18 protein-coding genes and 1 tRNA gene are annotated in these 19,718 nt (G+C 36.0%); 18 read left to right on the top strand and 1 reads right to left on the bottom strand.

The features are described from left to right. Nucleotides 1–66: 66 nt before the first annotated feature. The 7 genes from SPD45_RS11735 to SPD45_RS11760 all read left to right on the top strand — a co-directional run bounded on the left by SPD45_RS11735 (nucleotide 67) and on the right by SPD45_RS11760 (nucleotide 5,145). The gene (locus SPD45_RS11735) at nucleotides 67–1,674 is read left to right on the top strand and encodes a putative polysaccharide biosynthesis protein (protein WP_336267958.1); all 1,608 of its coding nucleotides are present in this window, start codon (nucleotides 67–69) and stop codon (nucleotides 1,672–1,674) included. A gap of 1 nt (nucleotide 1,675) precedes the next feature. Beyond that, nucleotides 1,676–3,100, top strand: coding sequence for a nucleoside triphosphate pyrophosphohydrolase (gene mazG, locus SPD45_RS11740; RefSeq protein WP_336267959.1), 1,425 nt, complete (start codon nucleotides 1,676–1,678; stop codon nucleotides 3,098–3,100). 5 nt (nucleotides 3,101–3,105) lie between these two features. Beyond that, nucleotides 3,106–3,372: an RNA-binding S4 domain-containing protein gene (locus tag SPD45_RS11745; RefSeq protein ID WP_336267960.1), complete on the top strand. Its 267-nt coding sequence runs from the start codon at nucleotides 3,106–3,108 to the stop codon at nucleotides 3,370–3,372. Between the two features lie 53 nt (nucleotides 3,373–3,425). Continuing rightward, a complete protein-coding gene (yabP, locus tag SPD45_RS11750) occupies nucleotides 3,426–3,725 on the top strand; it encodes a sporulation protein YabP (RefSeq protein WP_336267961.1) in 300 nt (99 codons plus the stop codon). Then, nucleotides 3,722–4,282 carry a spore cortex biosynthesis protein YabQ gene (yabQ, locus tag SPD45_RS14435; protein ID WP_442962023.1) on the top strand — a complete coding sequence of 187 codons (561 nt, stop codon included), beginning with the start codon at nucleotides 3,722–3,724 and terminating at the stop codon, nucleotides 4,280–4,282. The genes yabP and yabQ overlap by 4 nt, the downstream gene beginning before the upstream one ends. Before the next feature lie 21 nt (nucleotides 4,283–4,303). Further along, complete coding sequence (locus SPD45_RS11755) at nucleotides 4,304–4,687, top strand: FtsB family cell division protein (RefSeq protein ID WP_336267962.1); 384 nt, start codon at nucleotides 4,304–4,306, stop codon at nucleotides 4,685–4,687. A gap of 74 nt (nucleotides 4,688–4,761) precedes the next feature. After that, nucleotides 4,762–5,145 carry a S1 domain-containing RNA-binding protein gene (locus tag SPD45_RS11760; RefSeq protein WP_336267963.1) on the top strand — a complete coding sequence of 128 codons (384 nt, stop codon included), beginning with the start codon at nucleotides 4,762–4,764 and terminating at the stop codon, nucleotides 5,143–5,145. Between the two features lie 316 nt (nucleotides 5,146–5,461). On the opposite strand, the gene SPD45_RS11765 is transcribed toward SPD45_RS11760, so the two are convergent. Next, nucleotides 5,462–5,535: transfer RNA gene (locus tag SPD45_RS11765), tRNA-Met, on the bottom strand. Nucleotides 5,536–5,768: 233 nt separating this feature from the next. Here SPD45_RS11765 and spoIIE point away from each other — a divergent pair. The 11 genes from spoIIE (at nucleotide 5,769) to lysS (ending at nucleotide 19,360) form a co-directional block, all read left to right on the top strand. Further along, nucleotides 5,769–8,183 (top strand): stage II sporulation protein E, encoded by a 2,415-nt coding sequence (gene spoIIE, locus SPD45_RS11770; RefSeq protein WP_336267964.1) that lies wholly within the window; start codon nucleotides 5,769–5,771, stop codon nucleotides 8,181–8,183. 189 nt (nucleotides 8,184–8,372) lie between these two features. Further along, on the top strand, nucleotides 8,373–9,800 hold the full coding sequence (tilS, locus tag SPD45_RS11775; RefSeq protein WP_336267965.1) for a tRNA lysidine(34) synthetase TilS: 1,428 nt from the start codon (nucleotides 8,373–8,375) through the stop codon (nucleotides 9,798–9,800). Further along, nucleotides 9,793–10,344, top strand: coding sequence for a hypoxanthine phosphoribosyltransferase (gene hpt, locus SPD45_RS11780; RefSeq protein ID WP_442962024.1), 552 nt, complete (start codon nucleotides 9,793–9,795; stop codon nucleotides 10,342–10,344). The genes tilS and hpt overlap by 8 nt, the downstream gene beginning before the upstream one ends. Before the next feature lie 126 nt (nucleotides 10,345–10,470). Next, on the top strand, nucleotides 10,471–12,507 hold the full coding sequence (ftsH, locus tag SPD45_RS11785; RefSeq protein WP_336267966.1) for an ATP-dependent zinc metalloprotease FtsH: 2,037 nt from the start codon (nucleotides 10,471–10,473) through the stop codon (nucleotides 12,505–12,507). A 711-nt stretch (nucleotides 12,508–13,218) separates the two neighbouring features. Further along, nucleotides 13,219–13,998 carry a type III pantothenate kinase gene (locus SPD45_RS11790; protein ID WP_336267967.1) on the top strand — a complete coding sequence of 260 codons (780 nt, stop codon included), beginning with the start codon at nucleotides 13,219–13,221 and terminating at the stop codon, nucleotides 13,996–13,998. Then, nucleotides 13,999–14,865, top strand: a complete 867-nt coding sequence (hslO, locus tag SPD45_RS11795) for an Hsp33 family molecular chaperone HslO (RefSeq protein ID WP_336267968.1) — start codon at nucleotides 13,999–14,001, stop codon at nucleotides 14,863–14,865. 138 nt (nucleotides 14,866–15,003) lie between these two features. Continuing rightward, nucleotides 15,004–15,924 carry a cysteine synthase A gene (gene cysK, locus SPD45_RS11800; RefSeq protein WP_336267969.1) on the top strand — a complete coding sequence of 307 codons (921 nt, stop codon included), beginning with the start codon at nucleotides 15,004–15,006 and terminating at the stop codon, nucleotides 15,922–15,924. A 158-nt stretch (nucleotides 15,925–16,082) separates the two neighbouring features. Beyond that, nucleotides 16,083–16,922, top strand: a complete 840-nt coding sequence (gene folP, locus SPD45_RS11805) for a dihydropteroate synthase (protein ID WP_336267970.1) — start codon at nucleotides 16,083–16,085, stop codon at nucleotides 16,920–16,922. Continuing rightward, nucleotides 16,915–17,280: a dihydroneopterin aldolase gene (folB, locus tag SPD45_RS11810; RefSeq protein WP_336267971.1), complete on the top strand. Its 366-nt coding sequence runs from the start codon at nucleotides 16,915–16,917 to the stop codon at nucleotides 17,278–17,280. The genes folP and folB overlap by 8 nt, the downstream gene beginning before the upstream one ends. Further along, nucleotides 17,277–17,774 carry a 2-amino-4-hydroxy-6-hydroxymethyldihydropteridine diphosphokinase gene (folK, locus tag SPD45_RS11815; protein WP_336267972.1) on the top strand — a complete coding sequence of 166 codons (498 nt, stop codon included), beginning with the start codon at nucleotides 17,277–17,279 and terminating at the stop codon, nucleotides 17,772–17,774. Before folB ends, folK begins: the two co-directional genes overlap by 4 nt. A 101-nt stretch (nucleotides 17,775–17,875) precedes the next feature. After that, nucleotides 17,876–19,360: a lysine--tRNA ligase gene (gene lysS, locus SPD45_RS11820; protein ID WP_336267973.1), complete on the top strand. Its 1,485-nt coding sequence runs from the start codon at nucleotides 17,876–17,878 to the stop codon at nucleotides 19,358–19,360. Nucleotides 19,361–19,718 lie beyond the last annotated feature (358 nt).

Genomic DNA, 19,718 nt, shown 5'->3' on the forward strand with positions numbered 1-19,718 from the left:
TAGCGGATAGATGAGTTATGATATAATACATATATTTACTATAATAGCTATATAGGCAGGTTTATCATGAAACAAACTGATACAAATCGAGTTGTTCAAGGGGCATTTTTATTAACGATAGCAGGTTTATTTGGGAAAGTATTAAGTGCAATATACCGTGTTCCATTACAAAACTTAACAGGTGATATTGGCTTTTATGTATATCAGCAAATATATCCACTAATTGGAATGGTGATGATTTTATCTTTATATGGCTTTCCGGCAGCCGTATCAACATTGACGGCAAAGCAGCGGGCAAGTAATACGCCAATGACATATAAACATTTTTATGTACCAATTTTTGTCGTATTACTCCTCATTAATGGGGTGTTATTCGGAGTTACCATTTGTTTAGCACCATATATTGCATCGTGGATTGGGGATGTACAGTTAGAGCGAACGTTTTTCTTTGCGGCATTTTTATTTTTATTCATTCCTTTTGTTGCTCTTTTTAGAGGGATATCACAAGGATATGAACGTATGCAGCCGACCGCATATTCACAAATGGTAGAACAATTAATTCGTGTCACCATTATTATTGTAGCTGCTTATTTAGTTTATACAGGCACATTGCAATTATATGATATTGGCATTTTTGCGGTGTTGGCGACGATGATTGGGATGTTTTTTTGTTTGCTTACTTTACGATTATCTTTTCGTTTGGAAGTAGATTATTTATCCTTACAACCGCGCCATATTCCGTGGAGACATTATTTTTCAACTATATTCATGCTAGGATTTATCGCAGCATTCAATCATATGATTTTATTGTTGTTACAGTTTGTCGATGTATTTACATTGATCCCTGGATTATTGCAACATGCTTTACCTTTAGAAGAAGCAATGCAACAAAAGGGAATTTTTGATCGTGGGCAACCACTGATCCAATTCGGTATCGTGTTCGGTTCTTCCTTTGCATTAGCCTTGATCCCCTCTGTCATTACGAAAGATGTGAAGGAAAATACGACACATCTTGTTTATGTAAGAGAAGCTGTCTTATTTAGTATGTATATTGCTGTCGGAGCAACTGTAGGGCTCATTTTATTAATGAAAGAAGTAAACATTGTATTATTTACAAATGAACTAGGAACAAATAGTTTACAAGTGTTATCCTTATCGATATTAATGGCAGCAATGACGATTACGATGATTGCGATTCTACAAACGATTGGCAAGACGAATGTGACGGCGATTTATATTGTGGCTACTGTTATATTAAAAATAGTGCTCAATCTATTGCTTATTCCTCGGTTCGGGATAATGGGGAGTGCACTGGCTACATCGGGTAGTTTATTATTTTTATGTATCATTGTGGCACGGTTACTAAGAAAGTTATTGCCAAAATTACGCATTATGCATCACGTGAAATGGAAAGGGCTTCTAATTGCTACGGTAATGATGACGATTGTTGTCGGCATATTAAAAGGCATTGCTTTCTTCCTTCCGTTTACCCGTTTAACTTTAGCGGTATATGTACTAGGAACAGTAATTATTGGGGCACTTATATATATGATTTGTCTCATTCGATATCATGTATTGTCGAAACATCAATATGAAGCATTACCTTTTTCACGATTATTTTTACGTTTGGAGAAAATTGTCCGAAAAAAAGATGAAGAAATTGGGAGGAAATGAAGTGGGTAAAATTGAAGTAATAGGTCTAGGAGCAGGAAATATCGAGCAATTGCCGTTTGGATTGTATCAAACATTAAAAAACGCTCCTATTACTATTTATGCGAGAACGTTAGACCACCCTGTTATTACTTATTTACAAGAGGAAGGGGTACATTTTCAAAGTTTTGATATAATATATGAAAAACATCATCAATTTGATGCGGTATATGAAGAAATTGTAGACATATTAGTACGACAGGCAGAAACAGAAGACATATTATATGCGGTACCTGGTCATCCGATGCTTGCGGAACGTACAGTTCAGTTATTATTAGAACATCCGACAGCAGATATACATCTTTTAGGTGGTCAAAGTTATTTAGATGATTTATTTACAGCGTTGAAAATCGATCCGATTGACGGTTTTCAATTTGTGGATGGAACATCGTTTGATCGTACATCATTACAATATAAACAGCATATTATCTTTTGCCAAGTATATGATGCATTTATAGCATCAGATGTAAAACTTGCACTACTAGAAGATTTACCAGCGCATTATGAAGTAACGATTGTCGAAGCGGCAGGTATGGTAAACGAAAAACTGTTAACTGTTCCAGTAGAAGAGTTAGATAGAGTCATGGAAATGAGCAATTTAACATCTGTTTATGTTCCGCCGATAAAAGAAGCTCTACCACATCATTTCCAAACATTGCGTGAAACGATTCAAATATTGCGAGGACCAAATGGGTGTCCGTGGGATCGAAAACAAACACATGCCTCTTTGAGAAAATATTTACAAGAAGAAGCATATGAATTAATCGATGCGATTCAAAGGGAAGATGATGAAGGAATTATTGAAGAGCTTGGCGATGTATTGTTGCAAGTGATGCTCCATAGCCAAATTGGAGAAGACGACGGTTATTTTACGGTAGATGATGTCATTCGTTCGATTACCGAAAAAATGATCCACCGTCATCCACATGTGTTTGGGGATGGCGAAAATAATAAAACTTGGGATGAATTAAAGCGTGAGGAAAAAAGCGAACTGAAACATTCGATGTTAGAAGATATCATCACTTTTGCTCCTGCTTTACAAGTAGCAGATGAAGTTCAGCGTAAAGCGGCAAAAGTAGGATTTGATTGGGATGAAGTTACAGATGTATGGTTGAAGTGGGAAGAAGAATTACAGGAATTTAAAGAAGCGGCGGAAGCGAATGATGAAAAAGAGATGGAAAAAGAGTTCGGAGATATGTTATTCGTCTTAGCAAACATTGCTCGTTTTTATGACATATATCCAGAACATGCATTACAACAAACGAACGAAAAATTTATCCGCCGATTTAAGCATGTGGAACAATGTGTGAAGGAATCGAATAAAGAGTTCCATGATTTTACGTTAGCACAGCTAGATCATTTTTGGAATGAAGCAAAGAAAGAGGAATGATAAAAATGCGTTTAGATAAATTTTTAAAAGTATCACGAATTATTAAGCGTCGTCCATTAGCGAAAGAAATTGCTGAACAAGGAAGAATTAAGGTAAATGACCAAGTAGCAAAACCTTCTGTCATTATCGATGTGGGGGATTTAATTACAATATACTTTGGGCAAACAACTTTAACAGTAAAAGTGCTACATGTGAAAGAACATGTGAAAAAAGACGAGGCAACAACATTGTATGAAGTTGTTCGTGAAGAGAGAGTAATATCTGCAGAATAATTCGTTCTAAACTTGTCCCTCCTAACATATGTTAGGAATAAGGGGTGAGAGGAATGAAAGATACATTAAAAGTTGAAAAAGAAATAGCGACAGGAACACACGACATAAAAATTAAAAATCGCAAAGAAATTGAAGTAACCGGTGTAAAAGAAATCGATAGTTTTGACCAAGAAGAATTTTTATTACAAACGGTGATGGGATACGTTATTGTACGTGGAGAAAAGCTTCAATTAAAAACATTAAATGTACAAGATGGACTCGTCATCATTCACGGAAAGATCGATGATTTTTCGTATATGGATGATACCCAACCGGAGTCAGCTAAAAGTTTATTTAGCAAGCTCTTTAAATGACAGTCCACCAAGAGTGGGTGTTTTTAGGTGTGATGATTTGTACTGGTGTCTATATTGGAATATCGACAGACACTTTTCGCCACACGATCATGCCACTATTACGAAACGCACTGCTTTATCGTTTTTTGTTCGTGTTGTACTGGCTTTGTCAAACCGCAATCGTTTATTACATTTTATATAAAATGAATAACGGCATATTGCGGTTTTACTTTTTATTAGCGGTTTTTCTTGGATATAGTGCGTATATCGTCTTTGTTCAAACCTTTTATATGAAGTGTTTACAATGTATGATGCACATTGTTCGATTTATTTGGCGAGCTATTTACATATTGGTTGTGAAACCAATTACCTATATACTATACTTTTGTATGAGATGTTTGCTCTATGTATATAATTTTTTGAAGAAATGTATGTATAAAGTATGGTTTAAATTATTCGGTCAACGTTTGCAACGGTTAAAGAGATTCATTTTACGAAAAAATAGCAATATAATTACCATTTTATGTCGCTTTTATAGTACAATATATACTAAATTGATTGTTAAATGGAAGCGGTAAATTAGAGGAGGGAAGTCTCTCATGCAAAGGCAAGGTAGTTCAATCGCAAAAATTAAATCAAATTACGTAGAACAATATGAAAAACAAATAAAGCGGGAACAACGTAAAAAGAGACGCTTAATGAAAAGACTCGTACTTTCCGCTATTGTGATGGTCGTTATTTCAGGCTCTTTATTTTGGTATCATATGACACAACGTGCTACATATGCAGATAAATTAAATGAGCATGAACAACTTATGGAAGAGAAAGAAGCATTACTGCATGAAAAAGAAAAATTAGTAGAAGAAGTGAATCTACTAAAAGATGATGATTATATTTTAGAAATTGCTAGAACGAATTATTTTTTATCTAAAGAGGGAGAGCTAATTTTCCAATTAGAGGATGACGATAGTCTCTCTTATTGACATATTTTTGGATAATTCGTATACTATGAACAAATGGAAACATTTTTAAAATTATCAAGGAGGAGCATTTTTTAATGTCAATTGAAGTAGGCAGCAAATTGCAAGGGAAAGTAACTGGAATTACAAATTTTGGTGCTTTCGTAGAATTAGAAAAAGGTAAGACAGGACTTGTTCATATAAGTGAGGTCGCTGACAATTATGTAAAAGATATCAATGAACATTTAACTGTCGGAGACGAAGTACAAGTAAAAGTAATTAATGTAGAAGATGACGGTAAAATTGGATTATCTATTAAAAAGGCAAAAGAAAGACCAGTACGTCAAAAACAAACTCGAGAGAGAACGGAAAACTTCGAATCTAAAATGAATCGTTTTTTAAAAGATTCAGAGGACCGTTTAGCATCATTAAAGAAGCACACTGAATCTCGACGTGGCGGAAGAGGTGCTAAAAGAGGATAGCAATTGCTGTTTACCAAATAATGCTCTTATTATAATGAATATAAGGCGATCCAAGGCAAGTGTATAAAATACACTTGCCTTTTTCTATATATAGGATGGACTTGTTTTTTATGTAAATCGTAAAAAGTGCCACAGACAAAACCGAGTGAAATCAATACGGAGTTTCAGTAAATGGACTTGTTACGGGGATCTCATTTTATTTTATCGCATTTTTACTGTAGAATTCGGCAATACTTTTCTATGACGAAAAGTTATTGTAAAACGAAAAACGGCCCTGTTTATCAAGCATAGATAAACAGAGCCGTTTTTTCATAGATAGCGGCGGAGGGAGTCGAACCCACGACCTTTCGGGTATGAACCGAACGCTCTCGCCAGCTGAGCTACACCGCCATATAAGCCTTGTAGTTTTTCAACCAACATGAAATATAATACAACACTTTTAAAATGAAGTCAACAAATGTCCTCATTCCAAAAAAATAGAGTAGATTTGTAGAAGTTTTGCTTATATATGTACATGTTCGTAAAATCCGTCGAAAAGTTCTTCTTTATCCATTCTCTATTTTGACAAAATAAACGACATATATATGGTGTAATGAACGTACTATGATAGGAGGAGGAATATTGTGAGTGAAACAGTACAATCCAATATGGCGTTCAAAGATAGAAACCTCTACATGATGTTCTACACATTTTTAATGGAGAAAAATATTTTTCTATGGGCTACTGCATTATTATTGGGACGAGCAGTCATTTTATTTGAATTGTCCCCTTTTGCTCTACCATTTTTCGCTGCATGCATGGTGTATGGTCAGAAACGATTGTCGATTTTATCGTTTTGGATGATCATCGGTGCATGTACGTATTCTATAGAACAAGCAATATTTATCGTTCTATCACTTAGCTTGTTTGTTTTTTTAATGAAACTTCTTCCACAACAACGACAAACAAAGTGGGTCATGACATGTTTATTTATTGCAATGGTTGCACCGAGATTCCTTATACATATGTTACAAATGAAATTAACGATTTATCATGGGGTAAGTTTTTTAGTGGAAGCATGTTTGGCACTTATTTTATGGATGATATTTACACAAAGTATGGCTTTATTCTCTTTTAAATCATACACAGTGACATTGAAAAATGAAGAAGTAATTTCCATTATTATATTACTTGCTTCAATTTTAACTGGTTTTATTGGTTGGAATATATATGACGTATCTTTAGCCTCCGTTTTTGCTCGATGGATCGTGTTAGTCATCGCTTGTGTAGGAGGGGCGGCGATTGGTGCAACGGTTGGGGTCGTAACAGGATTAATATTGTCCTTAGCTAATATAACTAATTTATATGAAATGAGTTTACTCGCATTTGCTGGTTTATTAGGTGGGTTATTGTATGAAGGGAAGAAATTCGGAACGAGTTCAGGACTTTTAATTGGCACATTACTCGTTAGTACGTATGGAGAAATAGGAGCGATTGGCTCAAATATGATGGCATCAATTGTCGCAGTTTGTCTGTTTTATATGATGCCAAAACAATTACTCTATACTTTATCAAAATATATTCCGGGTACGGCAGCTTATACGTATGAAGAAAGAAAACATTTGCAAAAAATGCGTGATGTGACAGCTAAGCGTGTAGAACAATATTCTGATGTGTTTGAGGCTTTATCGGAAAGTTTTTTATCTTCAAGTATGAAAGAACAGCAACCAGCATCACTAAATGAAACAGATTATTTTTTAAGTTTCGTTACGGAAAAGACATGCCAAAATTGTTTTATGAAGCAACGTTGTTGGGTACGGAAATTCGAAGATACGTATGTCTTAATGGAAAACATGAAGGACGTACTATTGCACGGTGGAAGTATACACGATATGCAACGGGCACAATTTGATAGGCATTGTGTAAAATCAACGGAAGTCATTGAAGTAATGAAAAATGAAATATCATTGTTATCTTTAAATAAGCAATTAAAAGAACAAGTCGCCGAAAGCAAAAAAATCGTCGCTGATCAATTACAAGGTGTGTCCCAAATGATGGATAATTTTGCAAAGGAAATTGTGAAAGAGCGCCACCGACATGAACAAAAAGAAATCGAAATTGTACGGGCGCTACAACAAATGCATATTTCATTAGAAAAAATTGATATTTACCAGTTAGAAAAGGGAAATATCGATATGGAATTAGCACTTATTTTTCACGATTATCATGGCGAAGGTGCGAAAGTCATTGCTCCATTATTATCACATGTGTTAAATGAGACGATCGTCGTGGAAAAAGAGGAAATATCTCCTTTTCCAAACGGGGTAAGTTTTTTAACATTTCGTTCGGCAAAGCAATATACGATTGAAACAGGTGTTGCAACGGCAGCAAAAGGTGGCGGGCTCATTTCTGGTGATTGTCATCTCTTAACAGAGGTAGGAAAGGGAAAATATGCTTTGGCCATTAGTGATGGAATGGGGAATGGGTTACGTGCGCGGGAGGAAAGTAGTGAAACATTACGTTTATTAAAACAATTATTACAGACAGGTATATCAGAAAGTGTCGCAATTGAATCAATCAATTCGATTTTAGCGTTGCGGACTTCGGATGAAATTTTTGCAACATTAGACTTAGCGATCGTGAATTTACAAAATGCGTCATTAAGATTTGTAAAAATTGGTTCGGTTCCTAGCTTTTTAAAACGAGGGGATGAGGTTATTCAAATTGACGGAAGTAGTTTGCCGATAGGAATTATCCAACAAGTAGAAGTAGATATGATTCAACAAACATTAAAACAAGGTGATATCGTTATTATGATGAGTGATGGACTGTATGACGGAATCGTACATGTGACACATGATGAAAAACAATTACAACAAAAAATTGCACAGATCGAAACAGATGATCCACAACATATTGCAGATTTACTTTTAGAAGATGTTGTTCGTGATAACGGGGGAACGATAAGGGATGATATGACAGTCGTCGTATTTAAAATCGATAAATATCGTCCGAAATGGAAACCGATACCGGTGATGGAACAAATCGCTACATCCTAAAAGTTTCTAAACGAATAAAGGAAGGAATGGATAACATATCATCCCTACTTTATTCGTTTTTTTTCATCAGTTTGGTATTTGCAACGGAAATATTCCGTGAAACGTATCTTTTTTTAAAAATAACGTCCTATTAAATGACATTTAGGATCAATCATCGTTATAATATAGAAAAGGATGAGATTGGATTTTATGATGAAACAAATGATACGTAATTTTATGAAACAACATCATATGGTTAATGAAAATGAAACGATTATTGTAGCAACATCAGGTGGACCTGATTCTATGGCATTATTACATCTATTATGCCAAATGCGAGAAGAATTAGGTTTAGCACTTATTGCTGTGACAGTAGATCATCAATTACGTGGAAAAGCGTCAGAAGAAGATGTAGCATATGTTGCATCTGTTTGTAATGCTTGGGGAATCACACATGAATCCGTGCGTGTTGATGTACGTACTTATGTTGCACAAAACAAATTAAGTACACAAGTCGCTGCTCGTATATTACGTTATGAAGCATTACACCGAATGATGAAAAAGTATCGTGCATCATCTGTCGCAATGGGCCATCATGGAGATGACCAAATTGAAACGATGTTGATGAGCTTAACACGTGCAACCACTTTAAATGGTATGCTAGGTATTCCAGTGAAACGTCCTTTTCATGAAGGGCATATTATTCGCCCGTTATTATGTGTCACTAAAGCGATGATTGAACAATATTGTGAAAACGAAGGCATCCAACCACAGATCGATTTATCGAATTTTGATCCTTCCTATGAAAGAAATAACATAAGGAAAACGATCGTTCCTCCGTTGAAAGAACGATATGATCAATTACATCGGACGGTACAACGTTATACGGAAAGTGTTCAAGAAGATGAACGCTATTTACAAGCGGAAGCAAAAAAGATGTTTCGTGATGTATGTACCATCCGACAGGAAAAAGCAGAAATTGCTATCCAACTCGATCTATTTATGTCATACCCCGTCTCTTTACAAAGGCGTTGTTATCGACTAACATTAGACTATCTATATAAACAACCGTCACAAAATTTATCCCATGTACATGAAGGTCTATTTATGGAATTGTTACAATCTAATATTCCGAATAAACGTATACAGTTTCCCGAAAATGTATACATTGAAAAGGCGTATCGTACATTATATGTATATAAGGAAAGTACAGTAGAAAAAGCAGAACAAGAACTTTTGTTAGAAGATATGGAACAAACATGTACTTTATCGAACGGTGATCGTGTAAGCTTAACCTATATAGATAATTTAGATGCTATACCTAATAGTAAGTTTACATACGTTTGTAAGAAAGAGGAGATTGTCTTCCCACTACATATTCGAACGCGGCGTGATGGGGATAGAATGACGTATAATGGACTAGACGGTACAAAAAAGTTAAAAGATATTTTTATGGACGAAAAAGTGCCACGTCATTTACGCGATGACAAATTTATTGTGACAGATCATACTGGTGAGATTCTATGGCTAATTGGCATTAGAAAAAATGAAAAAATAAACAAAAAGAAACAAGGCCTATTTATAATGCTTACCTATGAACAGCATGGAAAAGGAAATGAGGAGGACAATTATGCGTGATGAAATATTAGAAGTATTAATAACGGAAGAGGATATAAAAGCTAAATGTGAAGAATTAGGGGCAACATTAACAGCAGAATACGAAGATAAATTTCCGCTCGTAATCGGTGTGTTAAAAGGAGCAACCCCATTTATGGCTGATCTTGTACGTCATATAGATACACATGTCGAAATGGATTTTATGGACGTATCGAGTTATGGAAGTGGCATGCGTTCATCTGGGGAAGTAAAAATTGTAAAAGATTTAGACGCGAAAGTAGAAGGAAGAGACTTACTCGTCGTAGAAGACATTATCGATAGTGGATTAACATTAAGTTACTTAGTGGACTTATTTAAATATCGAAAAGCTAAATCGGTTAAAATTGTTACATTATTAGACAAACCATCTGGAAGAACCGCGAAAATTAAAGCAGATATGGTTGGTTTTGAAGTGCCAGATGAGTTCGTTGTTGGTTATGGTTTAGATTATAATGAGCGATATCGTAATTTACCGTATATCGGTATATTAAAGCCAGAAGTATACCAGGATGAAATTGAAAAATAAAATGTGAACAAAGTTTTATTTTCTTTTCTTTAAAATAAGCAAAATAAAGAGTATTTAGTTGTATTGGATAAATTTAATATGATACTATGTTATGGAGTTTTCCCGTTGAGGGGAGGAGGTTTGTAAATGGACCGAATTTTTCGGAATGTACTAACATATGCATTAATATTCGTCGTGTTAATCGGAGTAATTAGCCTTTTTAAAGGACAAAATGAACCGTCAGAAGAAATGAATGTAAAAGAGTTCATGAGTGCTTTAGAAGGTGATAAAATATCAGAAATGACGATGCAACCAAAGAATAAAATTATTAGAATTACTGGTGAATTAAAGAAAGACGATAAACCATTCGTCGTTCAAGTACCAGATAATAACGATATTATCGCAAATATTACAGACACTGCGAATGAAAAAAGTGTACTGAAAATTGAACAGGAAGAACAGCCGAGTGCGTTCGTTAGTTTCCTGACGATGATGTTACCATTCTTATTAATTGGATTAATTTTCTTCTTTATTTTTACGCGAGCTCAAGGTGGAGGCGGCGGTGGCCGTGTAATGAACTTTGGTAAAAGTAAAGCGAAATTATATACAGAAGAACAAACGAAGGTACGCTTCACAGATGTAGCTGGAGCAGATGAAGAAAAGCAGGAACTTGTAGAAGTAGTAGAGTTCTTAAAAGATCCACGTAAATTCTCTGAACTAGGTGCAAGAATTCCTAAAGGGGTACTATTAGTCGGTCCTCCAGGTACAGGTAAAACATTACTTGCCCGTGCAGTTGCAGGAGAAGCTGGAACGCCATTCTTTTCTATTAGTGGTTCAGACTTCGTTGAAATGTTCGTCGGAGTTGGGGCTTCACGTGTAAGAGATTTATTCGAAAACGCGAAAAAGAATGCACCTTGTATTATTTTCATTGATGAAATTGATGCAGTAGGTAGACAGCGTGGTGCTGGTCTTGGTGGTGGTCACGATGAACGTGAACAAACATTAAACCAGTTATTAGTAGAGATGGATGGGTTTGAAGGAAACGAAGGAATCATTATGATTGCGGCAACGAACCGTCCAGACATTTTAGACCCTGCATTATTACGTCCGGGTCGTTTTGATAGACAGATCCCTGTAAATAGGCCAGACCTAAAAGGCCGTGTAGCTGTATTAAAAGTACACGCACGTAATAAGCCTTTAGCTGAAGATGTTGATTTAAAAACAATCGCAGCTCGTACACCAGGGTTTGCTGGGGCAGACTTAGAGAACGTATTAAACGAAGCGGCATTAGTTGCTGCACGTCATGATAAAAAGGTCATCACAATGAAAGAAGTAGATGAAGCAATTGACCGTGTGATCGCTGGACCAGCGAAAAAGAGCCGTGTCATTTCTGAAAAAGAAAGACAAATTGTTGCATACCACGAAAGTGGGCATACAATTATCGGTATGGTGTTAGATGACGCAGACACAGTTCATAAAGTAACTATCGTTCCGCGTGGACAAGCTGGTGGATATGCGGTTATGTTGCCAAAAGAAGATCGCTTCTTAGCAACTCGTCCAGAGTTATTTGACCGTATTACAGGATTACTAGGTGGTCGAGTCGCAGAGGAAATCATATTTGGACGTGATCATGTAAGTACCGGTGCATCAAATGACTTCCAACGTGCAACAGCGATTGCGAAACAAATGATCACAGAGTATGGAATGAGCGAAAAAATCGGCCCTACTCAATTTGCAGATGGTGGAAAAGATCCGTTCTTAGGAAGAGATTTATCATCTGATAAAAATTATAGTGAAGCAATTGCACATGAAATTGACATAGAAACACAGAGTTTCATTAATAGTTGTTATGAACGAGCGAAAGATATTTTAACAGAGCATCGTGAACAACTAGAATTAATTGCTGAAAAATTATTAGAAGTAGAAACATTAAATGCGAATGAAATTAAGTCTCTATTCGATACAGGTGAAATGCCTATCGAACATACTCCTTCTAAAGAGGAAGAAGAAGACGTAAAACTTGAAACGTATGAAGAAACGAAAGAGAAAGCGGCAAAAAAACTCGAGGAATCAGAAGAACAGACTGATACGGAAGAGTTAGTCGATACGAATGCTTCAGACTCGCAAGAAGAGGAAGTAACGTCAGCAGACGCAGACGTGAAACCGGACGAAGAAGAGAAGTAAGTATCTAAAACACAAGAGTCCATATCGTATGGATTCTTGTGTTTTTTTAGCTCTACAATATATGGTGTTGGTGTAAAAAATGCATTGGCACCTTTTTTATGTATAAAAGTAGAATGATTTTACACTTTAAATGCAGAACAATCATTCAAAGGAGGAAATCCTTCGCCCTTACAGCTTACGCAACAAAGGAGGAGGAAACGAGCATGTAAACAGTCATATGAAACGTAGGGAATGTTCGTAGGCTCGTGCGTGAAAAAAGCCTAGATAAGACAAGAAAAGCAAAGTCTGAGCTTGGCTTACTAGCCGCGCGGAAAGCGGACTACATTTCCGAAGTGACATATTCACGCTATTCTTATTGGCTATGTATTGACTTAACACAACTAAGTATTGCATAACTTTCAGGGTGTTACCAACGCTGTTTGACAAAGAGTTATATAAATTGGTAAGACAATGGCTAGCACCGTTATATCCCTATTCCTATCATTAACAATAGTAGAAGGAAACGGACGTTGCGACTGCCGAGTGAGCAGTCAAGTGAAGTAACGTTATTGTAAAACCGAAGTTAGTCTAGCTACATCTTTTCCGGAACAATTTTTAAAGAGTATTTTTATGAGACTAAATTTTTGTAAAAAGTGTGTAGTTCCGTCATAATAAATCAAGATGAAGTTCGTTTATAAATGGGAGCAAAATGATAGAGGAGTGAGCAGACGTATGATTTTTGTTATTGATATTGGGAATACAAATACAGTACTAGGAATTTTTGAAGAGGACAAACTAATCTATGAGTGGCGTATACAAACCGACATTCATAAAACGAAAGATGAGTTTGCGATGCTCATTCAATCTCTATTTCAGTTTAAAAAATTATCATTTGTTGACGTGGAAGGTATTATTATATCCTCTGTTGTACCACCAATTATGCGTTCATTAGAAACGATGTGTCTGGAATATTTTCATCTTACACCATACGTTGTTGGAAAGGATACAATGCGGGCACCGCTAGAAATAACTTATCCAAACCCGAAAGAGATAGGAGCAGACCGAATTGTAAATGCGGTTGGTGCCATTCATTTATATGATGAACCGATGATCATTATCGACTTCGGTACAGCGACAACATTTTGTTATGTAGATGAGCAAAAACGATACCACGGTGGAATTATTACACCAGGTATAAAGATATCCATGGACGCTTTGTATGATAAAGCATCGAAATTACCAAAAATTGAAATTGCACCGACAGAAAATGTCGTTGGCCTATCGACGGTCGAAGCGATGCAATCAGGAGTGTATTATGGATATGTATCACAAGTAGATGGAATTGTTCGCCGTATGAAAAGTGAACTTAGTGTTCATCCAACGGTCATTGCAACAGGAGGATTTGCTTCATTAATAGCAAAAGGATCTGAAACGATTCAACATATTGAACAACATTTAACATTAAAAGGGTTATATCATATATATCAACATGAAGAAAAGAGGAACATATAAATGCAAGATTATTTAGTGAAAACAACATTGTATGACGGAATGGTTCGTGCATATGCTGCTGTGACAACAAATACGGTAGAAGAAGCTAGACGTAGACAAGATACATGGGCGACACCGTCTGCGGCTTTAGGTAGAACGTTAACGATCACGGGTATGATGGGCGCGATGTTAAAAGGAGAAGACACCTTAACAGTAAAGGTAGAAGGAAATGGACCAATAGGTGCAATTATAGTCGATGCAAATGCTCATGGCGATGTACGAGGGTATGTCATTCATCCGCATGTCGATTTCCCGTCAAATGAGCAGGGGAAATTAGATGTTCGAGCAGCCGTTGGAACAGAAGGAACATTAAGCATCGTAAAAGATCTCGGCCTAAAAGATTATTTTACAGGACAAGTCCCAATAGTATCTGGAGAAATTAGTGAAGACTTTACGTATTATTTTGCGACATCCGAACAAACGCCATCCGCAGTTGGAGCAGGGGTGTTAGTGGATACAGATTATACAATTAAAGCAGCTGGTGGATTTATCGTGCAATTAATGCCGGGTGCAACAGAAGAAATAGTAGCAAAACTGGAACAGAAATTAGAAAACTTCCCACCTATTTCTTCCTTAATCGAAGCAGGAAATAGCCCGGAAGAAATTTTGCAACGATTATTTGACGATGAAACAATTGATGTATTAGAAAAAATGGATGTGCAATATAAATGTAAATGCTCCAAAGAGCGAATGGAAAATGCTATTAAAGGATTAGGAGCAGAAGAGATTACAAAGATGATCGAAGAGGACCACGGTGCTGAAGCGACTTGTCATTTTTGTAATGAGGTGTACCATTTAACAGAAGACGAATTACGTGCATTATTATAATAGATAAAGGGTAGAAGTAACATATAGGATATATGGAAAACTTCTACCTTTTTGTTATTTATAGTTGACAAACATTGGATAGAAAGGTATATTATAAATAAATCCTATAAAAATACTACGAATTGAGAGGGATCGGACATGAAAGTGACAGATAATATTGCTCAGTTAATTGGAGAAACACCAGTCGTTAAATTACCACAAGCAGATGAAAATAGTGCAGACATATATGTGAAATTAGAATACTTTAACCCAGGTAGCTCTGTAAAAGACCGTATTGCCTTAGCAATGGTGGAAAAAGCGGAAGAAGAAGGATTAATTAAACCTGGCGATACGTTAGTTGAACCGACGAGTGGAAATACAGGTATTGGTTTAGCATTAGTTGCTGCTGCAAAAGGGTACAATTTAGCGGTAGTGATGCCTGATACGATGAGTCAAGAACGTCGTAATTTATTAAAAGCTTACGGTGCTAAATTATATTTGACACCTGGTGCTGAAGGAATGAAAGGTGCAATCGCAAAAGCGGAAGAATTAAAAACAGAAAACGGTTATTTCATGCCTCAACAATTTAAAAACGAAGCAAACCCTGAAGTACATGCTCATACAACAGGGCAAGAGCTTGTAAAACAATTCCCTGATGGAGTAGATGGATTTGTTTCTGGAATTGGTACAGGTGGAACGATTTCAGGTGCTGGGAAAGTATTAAAGGAAAAATTTGACGGTGTGAAAGTATATGCTGTTGAACCAGAAGATTCACCAGTATTATCAGGTGGTTCACCAGGTCCACATAAAATTCAAGGAATCGGTGCGGGCTTCGTTCCTGATGTGTTGGATACAGCGATTTATGATGAAATTATTAAAGTGAAAAACGAAGAAGCGTTTGATGCGGCACGTACGACAGCTAGAACAACGGGGATTTTAGGTGGTATTTCTGCTGGAGCTGCAATTGCTGCTGCTAAAAAAGTCGCAAAAGAACTTGGCGCAGGAAGAAAAGTAGTTGCGATTTTACCTGACAATGGTGAGCGTTACTTATCGACAGCATTATATCAATTTGAAGAATAATAGATGAAGTGAAAATAGATCATGATTCAATTTGAACAAATATTGAATCATGGTCTTTTTTTTTGACTATTTATCGGACGAATTATCTTACATAGTTATTTATTTATGGTAAACTAAATGAAGAAATAATTGAATTTTTATAGATAGAGGGAGATTTTATGTATATACATACACCTTCAAAGAAAATAGATATATCAAAGCGAACTTTAATTATGGGGATTTTAAATGTAACACCTGACTCTTTTTCGGACGGTGGATCCTATACTTCGGTGGACCTTGCTATTGCGCGAGCAAAACAGATGGTCGAGGATGGAGCAGATATGATTGATATTGGTGGAGAATCAACATCCTCCTGGAGACCAAATCATGATCCTGTTTCAGAAGAGGAAGAAATTGAACGAGTCATTCCAGTTATTCAAGCGTTGAAAGAACATATAAACATTCCGATATCGATTGATACGTATAAAGCGAAAACAGCGGAAGAAGCTGTGAAAGCAGGAGCAGACATTATTAATGATATATGGGGGGCGAAAAAGGAACCTGCAATTGCAAAAGTTGCAGCCACTTACAATGTCCCGATTGTTTTAATGCATAATCGAAACCATACATCTTATAATGACATGATCGAAGACATAGTGACAGAAATACAAGAAAGTATTCATATAGCGAAACAAGCTGGTGTCAAAGACGAACAAATTATTGTAGATCCTGGAATCGGTTTTGGAAAAGAGGTACAAGATAATTTTTTTGTCATGAGACATTTACATGAAATTATAGCCAAATTACCGTACCCACTTTTACTAGGAGCGTCTAGAAAAAGATTTATTAACGAAGTGTTAGACATACCAGCGGAAGAACGTGACAATGCAACAGGTGCTACAACTTGTTATGGCATTGCACAAGGTGCTCATATCGTTCGGGTACATGAAGTGAAAAAAACGAAAGAGCTAACGACAATGATGGATGCGATGGTGCATGGGGTTGGAGTAAATGGATAAAATAATTTTAAAAGACCTACAATTTTATGGGTATCATGGTTTATTTGAAGAAGAGAACAAATTAGGCCAACGATTTTCGGTTGATTGTGATCTTTATACTTCTTTGAAAGAAGCTGGAACGACCGACGAAATGCATGCATCGATTCATTATGGTCATGCTTATGAACTAATTCGTGATATCGTGGAAGGCGAGCCGAAAAACTTAATTGAGGCAGTAGCAGAAACAATTGCAAAATCATTATTTGAAAAGTTTCCAATGTTAAATGCGTGTATGGTTAGAGTAGTTAAGCCGAATCCGCCAATTCATGGGCAGTATGAATCTGTTGCGGTAGAAATTTATAGGGAGCGAGAAAAATGAATGTAGCATATATAAGTTTAGGTTCTAATATTGAGCCTCGTGAACAATATATGGAAGATGCGTTAAAAAAGTTGGAAGCACATAAAGATATAACTATTGTGACTAAATCAACAATCTATGAAACTGCTCCGGTTGATTACTTAGAGCAAGACCAATTTTTAAATATGGTGATTGAAGTAGAGACATCATTAAAAAACATAGAGTTACTACATGCGTGTCAACAAATTGAAAATGAATTAGGAAGAGAACGCACGATAGATAAAGGACCACGTACAATGGATCTAGACATATTGCTCTTCAATTGTGAGAATAGGGAAATTGAAGGATTGCGAATTCCGCACCCAAGATTACATGAAAGAGCCTTTATTCTAATTCCGTTATTTGAAATTGCGCCTGAATTAGCGTTGCCAACTTCTGGTGTCTTGATTGAAGATCTATTGCATAAAATATCGGAAAAGGAAAAGGCATCCGTTGTAAAATGGGAAAAAGCATAATTTTTATGCAAAATATGTAAATAGACTTGCTTTATAGAACGATGATTCGTAAAATATAGAACAGATTCGAATGAACTTGAATATGATTAAATGGAGTGATTATGTTGTCGGAAGAACTAAATGAACATATGAGAGTACGTCGTGAAAAATTAGCGACATACTATAATGAAGGAATAGATCCTTTTGGTGGAAAGTTTGAACGAACAAACGACGCAAAGGAATTACATGATTTATATGAAGAATTTTCAAAAGAAGAGTTAGCTGAGAAGGATATTTCAGTTACAATAGCTGGTCGAGTAATGACAAAACGTGGAAAAGGTAAAGTAGGATTTACGCATATCCAAGATGCAACAGACCAAATTCAACTATATGTAAGAAAAGATGATATCGGAGAAGAAGCTTACGAAATCTTTAAATCAGTAGATATCGGTGATATTGTCGGTGTAACAGGTGTTGTTTTTAAAACGAATGTTGGGGAATTATCGATTCACGCGAAAGAATTCACATTACTAACAAAATCATTACGTCCGTTACCAGATAAGTATCACGGTTTACAAGATATTGAATTACGCTACCGTAAACGTTATTTAGATTTAATTACAAATGAAGAGAGTCGCAAAACATTTGTGATGCGTAGTAAAATTATCCAATCGATGAGAAGTTATTTAAATAACGCAGGGTTTTTAGAAGTAGAAACACCCATGCTTCATTCTATTCCAGGGGGGGCAGCTGCACGTCCGTTCGAAACACATCACAATGCCTTAGATATAGAATTATATATGCGAATCGCAATTGAATTACATTTAAAGCGACTAATAGTTGGTGGATTAGAGAAAGTATATGAAATAGGCCGTGTATTTAGAAATGAAGGGATCTCAACAAGACATAACCCAGAATTTACGATGATTGAGTTATATGAAGCATATGCTGATTATAAAGATATTATGTCGTTAACTGAAAATATGGTTGCACATATAGCAGAGGAAGTATTAGGAACGACAACTATCCAATATGGCGAAGATACGATTGATTTAAAACCAGAATGGACAAGACTTCATATGGTAGATGCTATTAAAGAATATGTTGGTGTAGACTTTTGGGGAAATATTTCAGATGAAGAAGCACGATCATTAGCAAAAGAGCATGGCGTGGAAATTACAGACGCTATGACATATGGACATATCGTAAATGAGTTTTTTGAACAAAAGGTAGAAGAACAACTTGTACAACCGACATTTATTTATGGGCATCCTGTAGAAATTTCTCCATTAGCAAAGAAAAACAAAGAAGATGAACGATTTACAGATCGTTTTGAATTATTTATTGTAAGAAGAGAACATGCAAATGCATTTACAGAATTAAATGATCCAATTGACCAACGTCAACGTTTTGAAGCACAAGTTGCAGAACGTGAAGCTGGAAACGACGAAGCACATTTAATGGACGAGGACTTCTTGGAAGCATTAGAATATGGAATGCCTCCAACAGGAGGATTAGGAATCGGAATCGATCGCCTAGTTATGTTATTAACAAATGCACCATCCATTAGAGATGTATTATTATTCCCGCAAATGAAAACTAAATAATTATTTTAGATCAAACACAAGGTGAACGGAAAATATCTGTCACGATTAGGTGAATCGTTGATAGATCAATGTTTCTGTAATTTACGCCTTGTGTTTTTCATTTTTATTATCATATTGTTTGCAAACATTTTTGGAATTTGTTATATTTATTTATGCCGTTCGAGAGAGGCATTCATAATGAAAATTTCTTCGAAAAAAGATTCAACAAAGTTGTTGACATCAACATGGCATTCATGCTATATTATAGAGGTCGCTATTTTGGCGGACGAAAAATAAGTTAAAAAACTTCATCGAAAGTGTTGACAAGGAAATGTCGGCATGATATAGTATAGAAGTTGCCTCAAGAGAGGCGAACATT

Origin of the sequence: Pseudogracilibacillus sp. SO10305 (assembly GCF_037072005.1) — a bacterium.
Lineage (GTDB): Bacteria > Bacillota > Bacilli > Bacillales > Amphibacillaceae > Pseudogracilibacillus > Pseudogracilibacillus intestinigallinarum.

What these genes read in the sequence shown, in the direction of transcription:
- SPD45_RS11735 (WP_336267958.1), top strand. Translation starts at nt 67, where the DNA reads ATGAAACAAACTGATACAAATCGAGTTGTTCAAGGGGCATTTTTATTA.
- SPD45_RS11745 (WP_336267960.1), top strand. Translation starts at nt 3,106, where the DNA reads ATGCGTTTAGATAAATTTTTAAAAGTATCACGAATTATTAAGCGTCGT.
- yabP (WP_336267961.1), top strand. Translation starts at nt 3,426, where the DNA reads ATGAAAGATACATTAAAAGTTGAAAAAGAAATAGCGACAGGAACACAC.
- yabQ (WP_442962023.1), top strand. Translation starts at nt 3,722, where the DNA reads ATGACAGTCCACCAAGAGTGGGTGTTTTTAGGTGTGATGATTTGTACT.
- SPD45_RS11755 (WP_336267962.1), top strand. Translation starts at nt 4,304, where the DNA reads ATGCAAAGGCAAGGTAGTTCAATCGCAAAAATTAAATCAAATTACGTA.
- SPD45_RS11760 (WP_336267963.1), top strand. Translation starts at nt 4,762, where the DNA reads ATGTCAATTGAAGTAGGCAGCAAATTGCAAGGGAAAGTAACTGGAATT.
- tilS (WP_336267965.1), top strand. Translation starts at nt 8,373, where the DNA reads ATGATGAAACAAATGATACGTAATTTTATGAAACAACATCATATGGTT.
- hpt (WP_442962024.1), top strand. Translation starts at nt 9,793, where the DNA reads ATGCGTGATGAAATATTAGAAGTATTAATAACGGAAGAGGATATAAAA.
- ftsH (WP_336267966.1), top strand. Translation starts at nt 10,471, where the DNA reads ATGGACCGAATTTTTCGGAATGTACTAACATATGCATTAATATTCGTC.
- SPD45_RS11790 (WP_336267967.1), top strand. Translation starts at nt 13,219, where the DNA reads ATGATTTTTGTTATTGATATTGGGAATACAAATACAGTACTAGGAATT.
- hslO (WP_336267968.1), top strand. Translation starts at nt 13,999, where the DNA reads ATGCAAGATTATTTAGTGAAAACAACATTGTATGACGGAATGGTTCGT.
- cysK (WP_336267969.1), top strand. Translation starts at nt 15,004, where the DNA reads ATGAAAGTGACAGATAATATTGCTCAGTTAATTGGAGAAACACCAGTC.
- folP (WP_336267970.1), top strand. Translation starts at nt 16,083, where the DNA reads ATGTATATACATACACCTTCAAAGAAAATAGATATATCAAAGCGAACT.
- folB (WP_336267971.1), top strand. Translation starts at nt 16,915, where the DNA reads ATGGATAAAATAATTTTAAAAGACCTACAATTTTATGGGTATCATGGT.
- folK (WP_336267972.1), top strand. Translation starts at nt 17,277, where the DNA reads ATGAATGTAGCATATATAAGTTTAGGTTCTAATATTGAGCCTCGTGAA.
- lysS (WP_336267973.1), top strand. Translation starts at nt 17,876, where the DNA reads ATGTTGTCGGAAGAACTAAATGAACATATGAGAGTACGTCGTGAAAAA.